At 63.4% G+C, this 14653-nt stretch carries 13 protein-coding genes and 1 tRNA gene; 5 read left to right on the top strand and 9 right to left on the bottom strand.

Annotated features, from left to right (window positions below; translation table 11 throughout):
* Positions 1-11 precede the first annotated feature (11 nt).
* Complete coding sequence (locus tag MYCSP_RS08335) at positions 12-1070, top strand: DUF2235 domain-containing protein (RefSeq protein WP_088415530.1); 1059 nt, start codon at positions 12-14, stop codon at positions 1068-1070.
* Here MYCSP_RS08335 and MYCSP_RS08330 read toward each other — a convergent pair.
* From MYCSP_RS08330 to MYCSP_RS08310, 5 genes are all read right to left on the bottom strand, one after another.
* Complete coding sequence (locus MYCSP_RS08330) at positions 1060-1656, bottom strand: LpqN/LpqT family lipoprotein (RefSeq protein WP_083017900.1); 597 nt, start codon at positions 1654-1656, stop codon at positions 1060-1062. The genes MYCSP_RS08335 and MYCSP_RS08330 overlap by 11 nt on opposite strands.
* Before the next feature lie 103 nt (positions 1657-1759).
* Positions 1760-2362, bottom strand: a complete 603-nt coding sequence (locus MYCSP_RS08325; protein ID WP_456080954.1) for an LppU/SCO3897 family protein — start codon at positions 2360-2362, stop codon at positions 1760-1762.
* Positions 2363-2880: 518 nt separating this feature from the next.
* Positions 2881-4080: a hypothetical protein gene (locus MYCSP_RS23705; RefSeq protein ID WP_133054145.1), complete on the bottom strand. Its 1200-nt coding sequence runs from the start codon at positions 4078-4080 to the stop codon at positions 2881-2883.
* A gap of 19 nt (positions 4081-4099) precedes the next feature.
* Entirely contained in the window at positions 4100-5374 is a 1275-nt protein-coding gene (locus MYCSP_RS08315) for a hypothetical protein (protein WP_083017902.1), read from the bottom strand.
* Complete coding sequence (locus MYCSP_RS08310) at positions 5374-6102, bottom strand: MspA family porin (RefSeq protein ID WP_088413578.1); 729 nt, start codon at positions 6100-6102, stop codon at positions 5374-5376. The genes MYCSP_RS08315 and MYCSP_RS08310 overlap by 1 nt, the downstream gene beginning before the upstream one ends.
* 547 nt (positions 6103-6649) lie before the next feature.
* Here MYCSP_RS08310 and MYCSP_RS08305 point away from each other — a divergent pair.
* Positions 6650-7051: a DUF6319 family protein gene (locus MYCSP_RS08305; protein ID WP_083017878.1), complete on the top strand. Its 402-nt coding sequence runs from the start codon at positions 6650-6652 to the stop codon at positions 7049-7051.
* 543 nt (positions 7052-7594) lie between these two features.
* On the opposite strand, the gene MYCSP_RS08300 is transcribed toward MYCSP_RS08305, so the two are convergent.
* The 4 genes from MYCSP_RS08300 to MYCSP_RS08285 form a co-directional block, all read right to left on the bottom strand.
* A tRNA-Val gene (locus tag MYCSP_RS08300) sits at positions 7595-7669 on the bottom strand.
* A gap of 31 nt (positions 7670-7700) precedes the next feature.
* A complete protein-coding gene (locus tag MYCSP_RS08295) occupies positions 7701-8162 on the bottom strand; it encodes a peroxiredoxin (RefSeq protein ID WP_070911047.1) in 462 nt (153 codons plus the stop codon).
* Between the two features lie 31 nt (positions 8163-8193).
* On the bottom strand, positions 8194-8619 hold the full coding sequence (locus MYCSP_RS08290) for a DUF3052 domain-containing protein (RefSeq protein ID WP_070911048.1): 426 nt from the start codon (positions 8617-8619) through the stop codon (positions 8194-8196).
* Between the two features lie 91 nt (positions 8620-8710).
* Positions 8711-9268 carry a hypothetical protein gene (locus MYCSP_RS08285; protein WP_070911049.1) on the bottom strand — a complete coding sequence of 186 codons (558 nt, stop codon included), beginning with the start codon at positions 9266-9268 and terminating at the stop codon, positions 8711-8713.
* 140 nt (positions 9269-9408) lie between these two features.
* Here MYCSP_RS08285 and aceE point away from each other — a divergent pair, with 140 nt between their 5' ends.
* The 3 genes from aceE (at position 9409) to MYCSP_RS08270 (ending at position 14598) form a co-directional block, all read left to right on the top strand.
* A complete protein-coding gene (gene aceE / locus MYCSP_RS08280; RefSeq protein ID WP_088413577.1) occupies positions 9409-12198 on the top strand; it encodes a pyruvate dehydrogenase (acetyl-transferring), homodimeric type in 2790 nt (929 codons plus the stop codon).
* Between the two features lie 51 nt (positions 12199-12249).
* The gene (locus MYCSP_RS08275; protein ID WP_070911051.1) at positions 12250-13530 is read left to right on the top strand and encodes a PucR family transcriptional regulator; all 1281 of its coding nucleotides are present in this window, start codon (positions 12250-12252) and stop codon (positions 13528-13530) included.
* 159 nt (positions 13531-13689) lie between these two features.
* Complete coding sequence (locus MYCSP_RS08270; RefSeq protein ID WP_083017882.1) at positions 13690-14598, top strand: ACP S-malonyltransferase; 909 nt, start codon at positions 13690-13692, stop codon at positions 14596-14598.
* Positions 14599-14653 lie beyond the last annotated feature (55 nt).

The following is a 14653-nucleotide window of genomic DNA, read 5'->3' as shown; positions in this document are numbered from 1 at the left end:
ATCGAATGGCGATGGCCAAGAACATCGTCATCTGCTTCGACGGCACGGGTAATCAGATCCGCGCAGCGGGAAACACGAATGTGGTTCGCGGCTACGACATGGTGGTCCACGATCTGACGGACCGTCAGATCTCCTATTACGACCCCGGTGTCGGCACCGATCCTGCCATCGGAACGTATGCCCCAGTGGGTCAGTTCGTCGCCCGCACGCTGGCTATCGCGTTCGGGGTTGGCTTGCGCGCCAAGCTAGCTCAGGCCTATACCTATCTGATCGAACGGTGGCAGCCGGGAGATCACATCTTCATCTTCGGATTCAGCCGCGGCGCATTCTGCGCGAGAGGTCTTGCCGGGCTACTCAACTCGGTGGGCATGCTGCGCCCAGGCTCGCAGAACCTTGTCCCCTATGCCGTCAGCCTGTATGCGCAGTCGTGCCAAAGCTGGTCTCCCGAGCGGTGGGACCAGCTGCACTCCTTCTCACGCACCGTGGCTCGTCGCGAGGACGGAAAGTTCGCCATTCCCATCGCCTACCTTGGACTCTGGGACACCGTCAGCGCTCCCGGCATCTTCAAACGCAGCATGCAATGGCCCTATGCACCAAGCGTTCCCAATGCCGAGGCAGGCCGTCACGCGGTCGCCATCGATGAAAGGCGCCGCCCCTATCGCGAGTACCTCATCAAGTTTCTCGGCGATCAACGGCTTGTCGACGAGGCGTGGTTCGCCGGAATCCACTCCGACATCGGGGGCGACTACGCCGACGACGACAGGCTTTCCGATATAGCGCTCAAGTGGGTGATCGACGGCGCAGCCGAACACGGGCTGATACTCAATACCGAGAAATACCAACGGTATTGCTCGGTTGAACCGAACTACGCCATGGGCGAGATCCATCGGGTCAGCTGGCTCTGGGCGCTGTTGACGTTCCGCCGTCGCCGCATCCCCGACGGCGCCTGGATTCACGCGAGCGTCGCCGACCGCATGGCACATGACAAAAGCTACCGACCACCGCTACCGGAACACACCACGATCATTGACGCCCAATGGGCCTCTCCACCAACCGATATCAGGATGTAGCAGGCGGGCTCACCTGCAAGCCCGCCAGGATCGTCTCGCGGGCACTGTCAAAACCACGAACAGTATCGTCCAGCGCCTGCACGGACACCCCTACCGTGAACATCTTGTTGTCATTCTTGACCGCCACCACGGTGGTGGTCAGGCGATGCACCGGGATGTTCCCTAGCCCCATGTTGTAGGTCATCGTCGTTGAGGGATACCCGCAGATGCTGCCCGGAGCCTCGACCAGATCGGTGACCCCGAACGACTCCAAGCCCGCCCGTTCGGTGGCGAACGCGGCATCCTCGGTGGATGCCTTGCCCGTCAGGTTGGCGATGGCCACCGTGGTGTTCGGGACAAACCCGTTGGCCTGAAGGTCCGGAGCCGCCAGATAGACCCGCACGATGCCACTCTCGAACCGCTGGACACGTTCCCAACCCGGGGGCTGCGGAACCTCAACTCGCGGCTCGGAATCGTTGTCCAACGGCACTTCCAGGAGCGGCACCGTCACCTCGCTGCATTTCGGGTTGGTGAGCCGCTTGCCTTCCTCGCCGGGGGTGGCAACAGCGTCGCCGTCGACGACAGCTGTGCATCCCGATGCCAACATCGTCGCCGCGCACATCGCGGCCAGCATCCAACGAGGTGCCCGAATCATCGGATAAGCCTAACTAGATACAAAATTGATTGGAGCGCAGATAACTCAAAGGAAACTACTTTTGTGTCTCCGTGCATATGGTGAACCGGCGTTGGGGATGCGCGTAACCGCCGTCCGTGCAGCCATCCAGAGTCGTGGTGCCCAGGATCACCTTGAGCGGCTTGATCCGGTTTGGTGCCGCCGTGTCGTTACACGAAACCTTGGTGACGGGCTGGCCCAGGCTGATACACGACGACTTATCCCATGCAAGGTCCAGGCACGCGGTGTACTGGCCCAAGGCCTTCGAATTGTGGTAGTAGGAGCGATCTGTATCCCCGCACTCTTGTGGAACGTTGACCCGCTGGACCACGCGGTATGTGTTTTGCGCCGAACCACAATCCACCACGGTCAGCGAGGCATTGACCAGTTCACCACCCAAGTTCACGCACCCTCCGACCGGAGCTTCGGCCTGACCGTTGGCCGTCAACGATCCCGGCGAGGGAAACTGACCCGCGATATCCGCGAAATCGGTCAGCTCCTGCTTGGTAGAAGAAGCCGTCGCAGCGACCGTAGAAGACGGAGATTCAGGGGGCCCGCCGCACGCCGTCCCAAGAATCAGAACGGGCAGAACAGAAACAGCTCTAGCAGCATACAAAGAGCTACAAACTTTTGAAATCATCAACTGTACCTATATTGTTTCTCGACGGTAGAAGTATTACTGGTCTTTAGTCCAAACGCAGTTTCCACTGAGTTTCACGGAACCACCGATGGGGTGTATTCGGAACTTGACGACTTCAGGGGCCTTACTGGTACCTGACTCGTCTAGTTCTTCACCAACTTCTCGGTCTAGATATGTTTCGTACGTGCAGCTACCGCCGGCGTTGGGCGTACCGGTCCACCAACCAGAAGCTATTTCGCCCGAATAGTTTTCATGAGGAATACGTAGCTTCGCTTCCCCTTCTACGCGGGTAAGCGGTGGGTGCGCAGCCTGCGACACTGTCGCCCCAGGTTGAGCCACCCGGGGAGTTTCTACAGGCGATACGGATGTCGGCTCATTCATCGGGCTCTTGTTGCCCGGCGTCTCGCAGCCCACGATAAGGAAAACACCCAGACCAGCAGTTGCGGCGACGCCGGCCATCGCCCCTACCCGCTTGATTTCCACATTGCCCGCCCTTCTACGCACTACCAACCGAGGTTCTATAAGGAGTTTACGTGCACGTGGTCCATATGATTGGCCGTTGGACTACCGCGATCGTCCATCGGAGACCATTTGCCAGTACTAGCATTCCAAATTTTTTGGTTGAAAATAACCCACTGAATACTGAAGCACTGTGAATTAGCCACCAGATAGTCGGCTATCTTCTGCCCCAGCTGCATATTCTCATAGGTCATGATATCGGTGGCCCGACCCGATACGTGTTCGTTGTACGGCGGGTCAGGCGGCCGCCAACCACCGATCTTCGGGACATCCGGGAAGAGGTTCGCTACAACCCGGGCGATATTTGCCGCATTTGGCTTTAAATGGTACTCAGAACCCTTGTTTAGGCTTTCCAGCGACGGCAGATTTACCATTCCGTCCGGACCAGTCTCCGGGCATTTGTTCTGCCTGGTTTCGTCAGTAGGTGGCGTTTGGCTGTCCCCCGTCTCCGGCGATTGTTTCTGGGGTCCGCCTTGCCGAGGAGCGCAGTTGCACTGGTCAGCCGGTGTGAATTTGCGGCTGGGCTGCTGAAACACAGACCCAGCCCCACCCAACGCTGACGCTACGAAGCTGCGCAGTTGTTCAAGAATTCCGTAGTACTGGGCCGCAGACTCACATTGCTGTTGGCGCTGCTGCTGGTCGAACTGCCGAGTGTCTTGATCCTGCCTATTCTGTGGCCGGTTCTGCTGCCCCTGCTGTGGCTGGTCCTGCTGAGGCGGGTTACCTTGTTGCGGCGCTTGATGATCTGGATTGGCCTGGCCAGGGCCCTGCGTGTACGGCGTCGCGGACTGATAATCGGGAATCTGAGTCCCGTGCTGAGGCTGTTGGCCCCGATCCCCTTGTTGCGCGCCTTGCTGATCGGGTTGCTGGGGCGCCCCTTGAGCGCCCGTGTTGTAGATCGAGATCCCGTTGTTCTGATCCAACGGCGGCTGGTTGATCCCACCTCGGTAGTCGGGCATCTGCGCCGGAGGAGCCGGGGGCTGAAATTGACCACCATTGGCGCCACTCGGATCACCTGTTGGCCCGGGCGGGCCAGTCGGATCGGCCGTTGCGCCAGGCAACCCCAGCACACCAACGCCTGATGAAACGGTGTTGATCAGCTGCCAACCCGACACCGCAATGGCGGCAACCGCCACAACAACCAAGGCACGCCGCAAACTGACGGTCAGACGCGACCCATGCGACTTCACCGGTGTCATCAGCTGCTTCCCCTGCTGGTCAACTGCAATAACGGTTGTTGTTCGAGGGCAAGAACCTGGTGTTGGTACCCGGGCCGGTTGGTTGGCAGAGCCCGCCGCCTAGCAAGTTCTCCTTGGACCAGGCCGCATGACCGTTGGCGACGTTGAGGCATGCCTCGTAGTCGGGCCCGGTCTGCCCAAACGTTGCGGTGCACTGCGCCGACATGTTCGCGAAGGCCTGGTTCTTGCAGACATCCACCGACATCTGCGCGGGCGTGACATCCAGGCACATCGCCTGGCGCTGGCATGAGCTCCAGAAGTCAGCGGTGCGTCCGTCCTCGGATCGGAATTCGTTGGGTCCGGACAGGCACCGGTCAGCGTGCCGCTGGCCGTACAGCACCGGATCGACGTTCCCCGGGCGGTACTGACCACCCGGATCTACCACGTAATCCCCTGGTGCACCGATGATTTGCGCAGCCTTCTTCGCCTCGGGCGGGCCACCACCTTCGGGCAGTCCCTCCCAGTCGCTGGCCAGCTGGCCGCTCGCCGGGATCGACGAGGCCCGGTAAGACAGCGTGATCGTGATGGGGAACGCGAAGATGTCCGCGGGACCGAGATCCAGCGCCAGGTTGGACTGCTGATACATGTAGTCACCGTGAATCACGGGGTTCACCTGTACCGGGTTGCCCTTGGCGTCACGTGCGACCGGCACCGACAACGTGGCGATCGGCGTCGCAGGCAGACCAGGCGCGGCGTCGGACTCGACCAACACCACATTGCTGCCCTGACGCACGTGGGTGCCCTCGGGAACCCGCAGGCCGAAGGTGAAGTTCTCCGGCGTGAAGATGGTGCGCCGGATGATGTTCACATCGACACCGCCCCCGGCGAATGGCGAAATCCGGTAATCGGTATCGCGAGAGGTAAAGGTGGCCGAACCGCCGTCTCCCCACTGCGCCGGCGTGAGCTCACGCTCCTGAGGCAGGTGCAGAACCACGTCCTTGCCGGCGATCGCCGTCGGCAGATGCGTGCCATCGGTGGGTGATGGCGAGATGGTGACGTTGGAGCGTTCGCGTCCGGCCGCCAACGGCCGGCCCGTCCCCGGCCCGAGGCCCAACGGCGTGTTCGTCTTCACCTGTGCCCCACCGATCGGGGCTATACGCGGAAGATCGTCGGGCTGAGCCACCGGATACGGGATCGGCTTCGGAGGCGGCGGCTGGATCGGATCTGCCAGAGTCCTTGGCGCAGAACCCATCACAAGTGCAAAAACGAACGACAGCGCGGCCAACAACGCGGCACCACGAGTACGGATAGTCATCACAGGTCCTTGGGTTCGCCGTAGATGGTCTGGGTGTCATTGCCGTTCTCGGTGCGGATCCGGAATGTCGCGAAGGACTGGATCTTCACCTGACCGCCACAGCCATCGGCCTCCACGTTCTGATTGCGCACCTGAGAAACCGCACGCATGTTCCGGAAATTGATGCGGTCCATCGGCAACTGGGCCAAGCCACCCGGCTTGAGCAGCACGCGCATGTATCCACCGATGTGCTCCTGGGCGCCCAACGAGCCGCCTCCGGACACACCACCGAAGCCACCGCCGCCACCGCCACTCTGACTGCCTTGTCCGTAGCCACCGCCGTAGCCCTGGCCGAACACCTGCTGAGAGAGCGTCAAGCCGAGGTCGCCACCCAACTCCACACCCGAGGAAGAGTCAGTCCGGCAACCCACGAAGTACCCCGTCTCCAACTGCGCATCCTGGATCACAGCCGACCCCGAACCCGTGATGGTCGCCTCTGCACGGTAGGACACTCGCGCCTGCCATGAGTTGCTCGCACCAGCGATGTTGTCGATGTGATCGATGACCTCATTGGTCAGCGTCAAACCGACCGTCCAACCATCGTCCGTCACGAACTGCTGGTACTGGTCCGGCATCCCCTGCGGATCCGCGGCAGCCACAGAGGCTCCCAGAAAGATCGTCGTCGCAACCGTCATGGATGTTGCGATTGCAGCGATGCAGCTTCGACGTGCCAAATCTGGCAACTTCATGAAACCGAACCCCTCCGTGTCTCGTCCTGACCCATTGCGGCCGGACCCCCGTTCGCGCACCTACTTCGTAGGCAATGCCTTGTGATGCTATTTACTGCGAAAACACATCTCATGGCAATGCTGGAGAATCTAGGGCCGAGACCTTCTCTTGTCAACACAGAGACCAATTCGTCACAGTTTGCGCCTTCAAGATCGCGAACTTTGCGGAGACAACTGGAATCACCCCCAAGGAAAGCCGGCGTGGCCACAGGAAACATTTCCGGCGCAACTGCGGCTGGCACATACAGCCAGATTCGACACCGCGAGACCACCGGGGCGCACTCCGATACCGGATCTGCGAAAACACAGCCGGCGATCACCGGCATGGCGGGCGAAATCGCGGCGCCGAGCCGCAATGAAGGTTGCTGGAAAGCAACGGTGAGACGTTTGCCCGCTAACTGGTATTCGCGACACTCCGGGAGCTTCCCGCCAACCTGGCATCGAACGTGTGTTCTAATGGCTGTCATCGCTCTCCACTGCGCGTGAAACTTAAGAAGGAGCTCTCACCGTGACGATGACCATCGACAGTCCGGCAACAGAACTACTGCCCGCTGAGACCGCCATTTCCGACGAGCCGGCCCCCGAGATCCCTGCCGAGGAGAAGCCGAAGAAGGCAACCGGCCAGAAGACCGCGGGCAAGCGGACCAAGACTCTGCAGCTGACTCTCACCGTCACCGGAACCGCGGACGGCGAATGGCACGCCGAGCTCAAGCAGGGCAGCTCCTACCTGGCTCGCAATCTCGCCGTCGCGGCAGCCGCCGTCTCTCGCGCGGCCAAGGAATTACACGAGGACCTGTCCACCCCGATCGATGCTGTCATCGAGGAAGCACGCTGCCAGCAGGCCGCTAAGGTGGCTGCACTTGAGGCCGAACTCGACGCCGCGCGCAAAGCGCTCGCCGATCTGGACTGAACGCAGAGATTTGGCGGGCGTGGAGCCTGCACGCCAGGGCCTTACGCAGGGTGTGGGCCTGTGCTCAGGCAGGCGAGTCGTGCGGCGTTGATGCTCGCCGGGGTTTGGTCGCTGTATATGGACACGACCGTGTGTTTGGGTCGGATCGACTCATCGCGGCTGAACACGCAGTGCTGCGTGAGGCCAGGGATTTCCTGGAACTGCCGAGGCGTGAGCATCTTGAGGGCCTTTGCACATAGCCCAGGACGATCTGCCGGATCGCGCAGCTGTACGTAGTAAGGAGCCCCGGTGTACGCGGCACGGCTGCACGAGATAACAGTCGACAGCATGAGAGGGTGCGGCGCCATTCTCACTCGACCATAGCCGCAGCCGGCAAGGGCCAGGGTCAGGCAAAGCACTGTGGCGGCTTTTCGCACGCGCGAACGGTAGTCATGTCGCGCAACCAGCAAGGAACAAGTCGGTGTCCGGCACACGAACCGCGGGAATCGTCCACCGCCTCCGGCCCGGGGCGGACGGCCAAGCGCAATGACCAGCACAGAGATTTGGTGGGCGCGGAGGGTTTCGAACCCCCGACCGCTGGTGTGTAAAACCAGAGCTCTACCACTGAGCTACACGCCCGGTCCACGTCGTCGCCGACGTAGGAATCAGCTCACGAATGTAGCGCGGCCAGCGCCTCTACCCAACCCCCCTGGTCACGGGCTTGCCCCGGGTCCAGCATCTCGGCGAATCGGATGATTCCGTCGGCATCCACCACGAAAGTCCCGCGATTGGGATATCCGGCCTTCTCGTTGAGCACCCCGTACGCCTCGGCGACGGCTCCATGCGGCCAGAAATCGGACAGAATCGGGAAGGTGAAGCCGCTATAGCTCGACCAGATCTTGTGGATCGGCCCTGCACTCACCGACAGCGCGATGATCTGCACGTCATCGTTCTCGAAGTCGCCGATGTGATCGCGCACATGGTCCAGCTCGCCCTGACAGACGCCGGTGAAGGCCAGCGGGAAGAACACCAGCAGCACGGCCTTCTTGCCACGGAAATCGCTCAGGCTGACCTGTTGGTTGTTCTGGTTGCGGAGGGTGAAATCGGGTGCGGGGGTGCCGACAGGCAGCATCAGCGAGACCTTCTGCTCTTCGCACGAGCGCTCATCGCCGCCCGCCCCGGGATGATTTGGGCTGCACCAACCGCGTCGCGCTCCAGTCCCCCAGATTGAGCGAGGATGTCTGCACCAGGCCTGCCGTCGGTGCCGATTCGGCGATCTCCGAGGGCTGCACATGGCCCGGCTTGCCGGTCTTGGGCGTCAACACCCAGATCACGCCGTCTTCAGCCAGTGGAGTGATGGCGTCCATCAACGCGTCGACCAGGTCGCCGTCGTCATCTCGCCACCACAACAGGACAACATCGACGACATCGTCGGAGTCCTCGTCCAGAAGCTCCGAACCGCACGTGTCCTCGATATCAGCCCGGATTTCGTCATCCGTGTCCTCATCCCAGCCCAGCTCCTGCACAAGCTGATCACGCTGGATGCCCAACTTGCGGGCATAGTTCGAGGCGTCAGCCGCCGCGACCACCGTTCGGCCCCTCCTTATTCACAGGTGCGTGCTTGCGCACATGGGATGAATGCTCACATCGTCGCATGCCAATGGCAACCCTCGTCAGGCACTATCGGCCTTTTGTCTGAAGAAGGGGTTCGCAGATCTTCCCGGCGCGCTCTCGCGCGTCGTTGAAGGTCCGCACCACCGAGTTGAGATTGCCGGCAGTCAACCGATTGTCGAACGCTCCGGCGAGTTTTCGGGACTGCTCGACGTACTGGGTCAGCGCATCGCGCAGCTCGTCGGTCTGGGCGTTGGCCTTGATGGAGTCGATCTGGCCGGCGCTGGTGTTGAGGGCGTTGATGACGGGCCCCACCTTGGCCTCCGCGCTCGATCCGTAGCCGCCCTCGTCGTTCATGATGGAGATCAGGTCGTTGCCCGCGGAAACGGCGGCGTTGGACGTCATCGCGAACGTCTCACACGCATCGGACTGGGCCTGGGCCCGCGACGTCTCCAGACGCTTGGATTCCTCGGACCGAGACGTCTCGATGGACTGTGAGACATAGGTGCGGTACTCCGACACCGACTCGCTGGGCGCCGACGCACGCCCTCCGGTGGTCACGGTGCAGCCCGCCACGGCCGCGGCACAGATGGCCGCCAACGCGATGAACAGCGCCGCGATACGCATGTCACGACGGTACCCGCTGAGATAGCTCCGAACACTATGACTGGACCAGACTCGCTAGTAGCAAGTGACTTGGGGCACGATGGGGATACCGATCTGATCGTGACTGAGATCTGCACCCCCACCCCTAAGGAGCAGAAAAGTTGACCACCGAGTTCGCACGCCAGGATCTGGCCGGAAATTCAAGCGCCTCAAATCAATCCGAACGTGTGCGAGTGATCCGCGAGGGCGTCGCGTCATATCTGCCGGATATCGACCCCGACGAGACCGGCGAGTGGCTGGAGTCCTTTGACGGCCTGCTGGCGCGCTCGGGTCCGGCACGCGCCCGGTACCTGATGCTGCGGCTCCTGGAACGGGCGAACGCCGGCCGTGTGGCCATCCCCGCGCTGACGTCCACCGACTACGTCAACACCATTGCCACCGAGAACGAGCCGTGGTTCCCCGGCGACGAGGACACCGAGCGCCGATTCCGTGCCTGGATCCGCTGGAACGCCGCGATCATGGTGCACCGCGCACAGCGCCCAGGCGTCGGTGTGGGCGGCCACATTTCGACCTACGCGTCCTCCGCGGCCCTCTACGAGGTCGGGTTCAACCATTTCTTCCGCGGCAGTGCCCACCCGGGCGGCGGCGACCAGGTGTTCATCCAGGGGCACGCCTCCCCCGGCATCTACGCGCGCGCCTTCCTGGAAGGCCGGCTGACCACCGATCAGCTCGACGGGTTCCGCCAGGAGAAGAGCCACCCCGGCGGCGGCCTGCCCTCCTACCCGCACCCGCGACTCATGCCCGACTTCTGGCAATTCCCAACGGTTTCCATGGGTCTGGGGCCGATGAACGCGATCATGCAGGCGCGGTTCAACCACTACCTGCGCGACCGCGGCATCAAGGACACCTCCGATCAGCGGGTGTGGGCATTCCTCGGCGACGGCGAGATGGACGAGCCCGAATCGCGCGGCCTGGCGCACATCGCCGCGACCGAGGGCCTGGACAACCTGACGTTCGTCGTCAACTGCAACCTGCAGCGCCTCGACGGCCCGGTGCGCGGTAACGGCAAGATCATCCAGGAGCTGGAGTCCTTCTTCCGCGGTGCCGGCTGGAACGTCATCAAGGTGGTGTGGGGCCGCGAATGGGATGCCCTGCTGCACGCCGACCGCGACGGCGCACTGGTGAACCTGATGAACACCACCGCCGACGGCGACTACCAGACCTACAAGGCCAACGACGGCGCCTATGTCCGCGAGCACTTCTTCGGGCGCGATCCGCGCACCAAGGAACTGGTGAAAGACCTTACCGACGCTCAGGTTTGGAACCTCAAGCGCGGCGGCCACGACTACCGCAAGGTGTACGCCGCCTACCGTGCGGCCACCGAGCACAAGGGCCAGCCGACGGTCATCCTGGCCAAGACCATCAAGGGCTACACGCTCGGCAAGCATTTCGAGGGCCGCAACGCCACCCACCAGATGAAGAAGCTGACGCTCGACGACCTGAAGGACTTCCGCGACAAGCAACGGATCCCGATCTCGGACGCACAGCTCGAGGAGAACCCCTACCTGCCGCCGTACTACCACCCCGGCCCCGAGGCTCCGGAAATCCGGTACATGCTGGACCGGCGCCGCGCGCTGGGCGGCTTCGTGCCCTCGCGTCGCACCAAGTCGCGCCCGCTCACGCTGCCGGGTTCGGAGACCTACGCTTCGATCAAGAAGGGCTCGGGCAAGCAGGAAGTCGCCACCACCATGGCGCTGGTCCGCACCTTCAAAGAACTGTTGCGCGACAAGAACATCGGCAACCGCATCGTTCCGATCATCCCCGACGAGGCCCGCACCTTCGGGATGGACTCGTGGTTCCCGTCGTTGAAGATCTACAACCGCAACGGCCAGCTGTACACCTCGGTGGATGCCGAATTGATGTTGGCGTACAAGGAAAGCGCCCAGGGACAGATCCTGCACGAGGGCATCAACGAGGCCGGATCCACCGCCTCGTTCACTGCGGTGGGCACGGCGTACTCGACCCACGACGAGCCGATGATCCCGCTGTACATCTTCTATTCGATGTTCGGCTTCCAGCGCACCGGCGACGGCCTGTGGGCCGCCGCCGACCAGATGGCCCGCGGCTTCGTGCTGGGCGCCACCGCCGGACGCACCACCCTGACCGGCGAGGGTCTGCAGCACGCCGACGGCCACTCGCTGCTGTTGGCGAGCACCAATCCCGCTGTGGTGGCTTACGATCCGGCGTTCGCATACGAGATCGCGCACATCGTCGAGCATGGCCTGCAACGGATGTACGGCGAGAACAGCGAGAACGTGTACTTCTACATCACGCTGTACAACGAGCCGTACGTGCAGCCGGCCGAGCCGGAGAACGTCGATGTCGAGGGCATCCTGCGCGGCATCTACAAGTTCCGGGCGGCCCCCGAAGCGCGCAAGCATCAGGCCCACATCCTGGCCTCCGGGGTGTCGCTGCCCGACGCGCTGAAGGCCGCCGATCTGCTGGCCGAGCAGTGGGATGTGGCGGCCGACGTGTGGTCCGTCACCTCCTGGGGTGAACTCAACCGCGACGGACTCGCCGTCGACCATCAGGCGCTGCGCCACCCAGATCGCCCGAAGGGCGTTCCGTATGTCGCGAAGGCACTGGAGGGCGCGCAAGGCCCGAAGGTGGCGGTCTCGGACTGGATGCACGCGGTGCCCGAGCAGATCCGTCCCTGGGTGCCCGGCACGTACCGGACCCTCGGCGCCGACGGGTTCGGCATCTCCGACACCCGGCCCGCCGCCCGCCGGTACTTCAACACCGACGCCGAGTCCGTCGTCGTCGCCGTGTTGGAGGCATTGGCCGACGACGGCGCCCTGGACCGCGAGGCCTCCGTTCGGGCGGCCGCGCAGTACAAGATCGACGACGTGTCGGCCGCCGACGTCTCCTTCAAGGACACCGGGAGCGCCTAACTTCCCCGAATTTGGCGGTTTCCCACTAGGTATCAGGGGTATCTTTTAGGGATGCCCGACAATCCGGCCACCGCTCCCCGCGGGTTTCGTGCTGCGCGCAAGCCCAGGGAGCGGGCCGAGGTGCCCGAGGCGCTCCTGCACCGGATCAAGCAGTACTCCGGGCGCCTGTCCACCGAGGCCGTGCACGTCATGGAGGACCGGCTTCCGTTCTTCACCGACCTGGAGGCTTCCCAGCGCGCCAGCGTCGCGCTGGTGGTGCAGACGGCGATCAACAACTTCACCGAGTGGATCCGCGACCCGGAGGGCACTGTCGGCTTCACCATGCAAGCCTTCGAGGTGGTGCCGCAGGACCTGGCCAAACGCATCGCGCTGCGGCATTCGGTCGACATGGTGCGCACCGCGATGGAGTTCTTCGAGGAGGTATTGCCCCTGCTCGCCCGCAACGACGAGCAGCTGGTGACGCTCACCGAGGGCATCCTGCGTTACAGCCGCGACCTCGCGTTCGGCGCCGCCAGCGCCTACGCGGAGGCCGCCGAGACCCGCGGCGCCTGGGATTCGCGCCTGGAGGCGACGGTGGTCGACGCGGTGGTGCGCGGCGACACCGGACCGGACATGCTCTCGCGTGCGGCGGCCCTGAACTGGGACACCAACGCCCCGGCTACCGTCATCGTGGGCACCCCACGGCCGGAAATCGTCGCCACGGCGACAACTTTGGTGCACGAGGTGGCGCAGCGCCACGGGCGCGGTGCCCTGGCCGTCATCCAGGGCACCCGACTGCTGACCATCGTGTCGGGCCCGATCACCGCGCACGACAAATTCCTGGTCGATCTGATCAAGGTCTTCTCCGACGGCCCTGTCGTGGTGGGCCCCACCGCCGGAAGCCTGAGCGCGTCGCACACCAGCGCCGTGGAGGCGCTCTCGGGAATGGACGCGGTCTCGGGGTGGCGCGGCGCGCCGCGGCCGGTGTCCTCGCGCGAGCTGCTGCCCGAGCGCGCCCTACTGGGCGACAAGGCGGCCATCGCGGCGCTCAATACGGAAGTGATGCGGCCGCTGGCCGATGCCGGCCCGGCACTCACAGAGACACTGGACGCTTACTTAGATTCGGGCGGCGCGATCGAGGCGTGCGCGCGGGCACTATTTGTTCACCCAAATACCGTCCGCTATCGACTCAAGCGAATCACCGATTTCACCGGAAGAGACCCAACGTCCCCGCGTGATGCCTATGTCTTGCGGGTCGCGGCAACCGTCGGCAGACTGGCCCAGGACCACGCCGACGTCTTCACTCCTGAACCAGGAATCACACCCGTCACAATCAATGTCATTAAGACTTAGAAGGGCTACCGGCCGGTCACCTGCGAGGTCCCACATTGCGGGACGGTATAGATCGGGTCGCAACGGATGACTTTTTGTAGGCTTCCCACAAATACTTAAGACAAGATTCATTTTCTCTTACACGGCGCAAACGGCCTCTCACAGTGTTCTCTTAAACACGTGATTGCGCTGCTCGCTCCCGGACAGGGATCTCAGACACCCGGCATGCTGACACCGTGGCTCGAACTGCCCGGTGCCAAGGATCAGGTTGAGCAGTGGTCGAAGGCCAGCGGACTGGATCTGGTGCGCCTGGGGACCACCGCCACCGCCGACGAGATCACCGACACCTCCATCACCCAGCCGTTGGTCGTCGCACTGACCCTGCTGGCCTATGACGAGCTGACCAAGCGCGGTCACCTCAACGCCAAGACCACCGTGGTCGCCGGCCACTCCGTGGGCGAGATCGCCGCCTACGCCATCGCCGGGGTCATCTCCGCGGACGACGCCGTCGCCCTGGCCGCCACCCGCGGCGCCGAGATGGCCAAGGCCTGCGCGCTGGACCCCACCGGCATGTCCGCCGTGTTAGGCGGCGACGAGGCCGAGGTGCTGGAGCGCCTGGAGGCCCTCGAACTGGTTCCGGCCAACCGCAACGCGGTCGGACAGATCGTGGCCGCCGGTCGCATCACCGCGCTGGAGAAGCTGGCCGAGGACCCCCCGGCCAAGGCGCGCGTCCGCCAGCTCGCCACCGCCGGCGCCTTCCACACTCACTTCATGGCTCCCGCGCAGGAGGCCTACGCCGCCGCCGCAGCCGCGATTCTTCCGTCCGAGCCGGTCACCACCCTGCTGTCCAACTTCGATGGCTCCCCCGTCGCCTCTGGCGTCGACGCCATGGACAAGCTGGTCAACCAGCTCACGTCTCCGGTCCGCTGGGATCTGTGCACCGAGTACTTCAAGACGGCAGATGTACAGGCCGTCGTCGAACTGCCGCCCTCGGGTGCGCTGTCCGGCATCGCCAAGCGTGAGATGCGCGGCGTCGCGAACCACGCGCTGAAGACCCTCGAAGACCTAGACGCCCTGGCCGAGCTGTAAGCGGCCAAACCACCCAAATAAGTAGTACCCCCGGATGAGTGGGCAGTGCCGCTCT

The organism is Mycobacteroides saopaulense, assembly GCF_001456355.1.
GTDB lineage: Bacteria > Actinomycetota > Actinomycetes > Mycobacteriales > Mycobacteriaceae > Mycobacterium > Mycobacterium saopaulense.
This window is presented reverse-complemented; position numbering and strand designations above follow the sequence as displayed.

Excerpts from the sequence above, each read along its gene's own strand:
- MYCSP_RS08335 (WP_088415530.1), top strand. The coding sequence starts at position 12 with ATGGCCAAGAACATCGTCATCTGCTTCGACGGCACGGGTAATCAGATC.
- MYCSP_RS08330 (WP_083017900.1), bottom strand. The coding sequence starts at position 1,656 with ATGTTGGCATCGGGATGCACAGCTGTCGTCGACGGCGACGCTGTTGCC.
- MYCSP_RS08325 (WP_456080954.1), bottom strand. The coding sequence starts at position 2,362 with ATGATTTCAAAAGTTTGTAGCTCTTTGTATGCTGCTAGAGCTGTTTCT.
- MYCSP_RS23705 (WP_133054145.1), bottom strand. The coding sequence starts at position 4,080 with ATGACACCGGTGAAGTCGCATGGGTCGCGTCTGACCGTCAGTTTGCGG.
- MYCSP_RS08315 (WP_083017902.1), bottom strand. The coding sequence starts at position 5,374 with ATGACTATCCGTACTCGTGGTGCCGCGTTGTTGGCCGCGCTGTCGTTC.
- MYCSP_RS08310 (WP_088413578.1), bottom strand. The coding sequence starts at position 6,102 with ATGAAGTTGCCAGATTTGGCACGTCGAAGCTGCATCGCTGCAATCGCA.
- MYCSP_RS08295 (WP_070911047.1), bottom strand. The coding sequence starts at position 8,162 with ATGCTGCCTGTCGGCACCCCCGCACCCGATTTCACCCTCCGCAACCAG.
- MYCSP_RS08285 (WP_070911049.1), bottom strand. The coding sequence starts at position 9,268 with ATGCGTATCGCGGCGCTGTTCATCGCGTTGGCGGCCATCTGTGCCGCG.
- MYCSP_RS08275 (WP_070911051.1), top strand. The coding sequence starts at position 12,250 with ATGCCCGACAATCCGGCCACCGCTCCCCGCGGGTTTCGTGCTGCGCGC.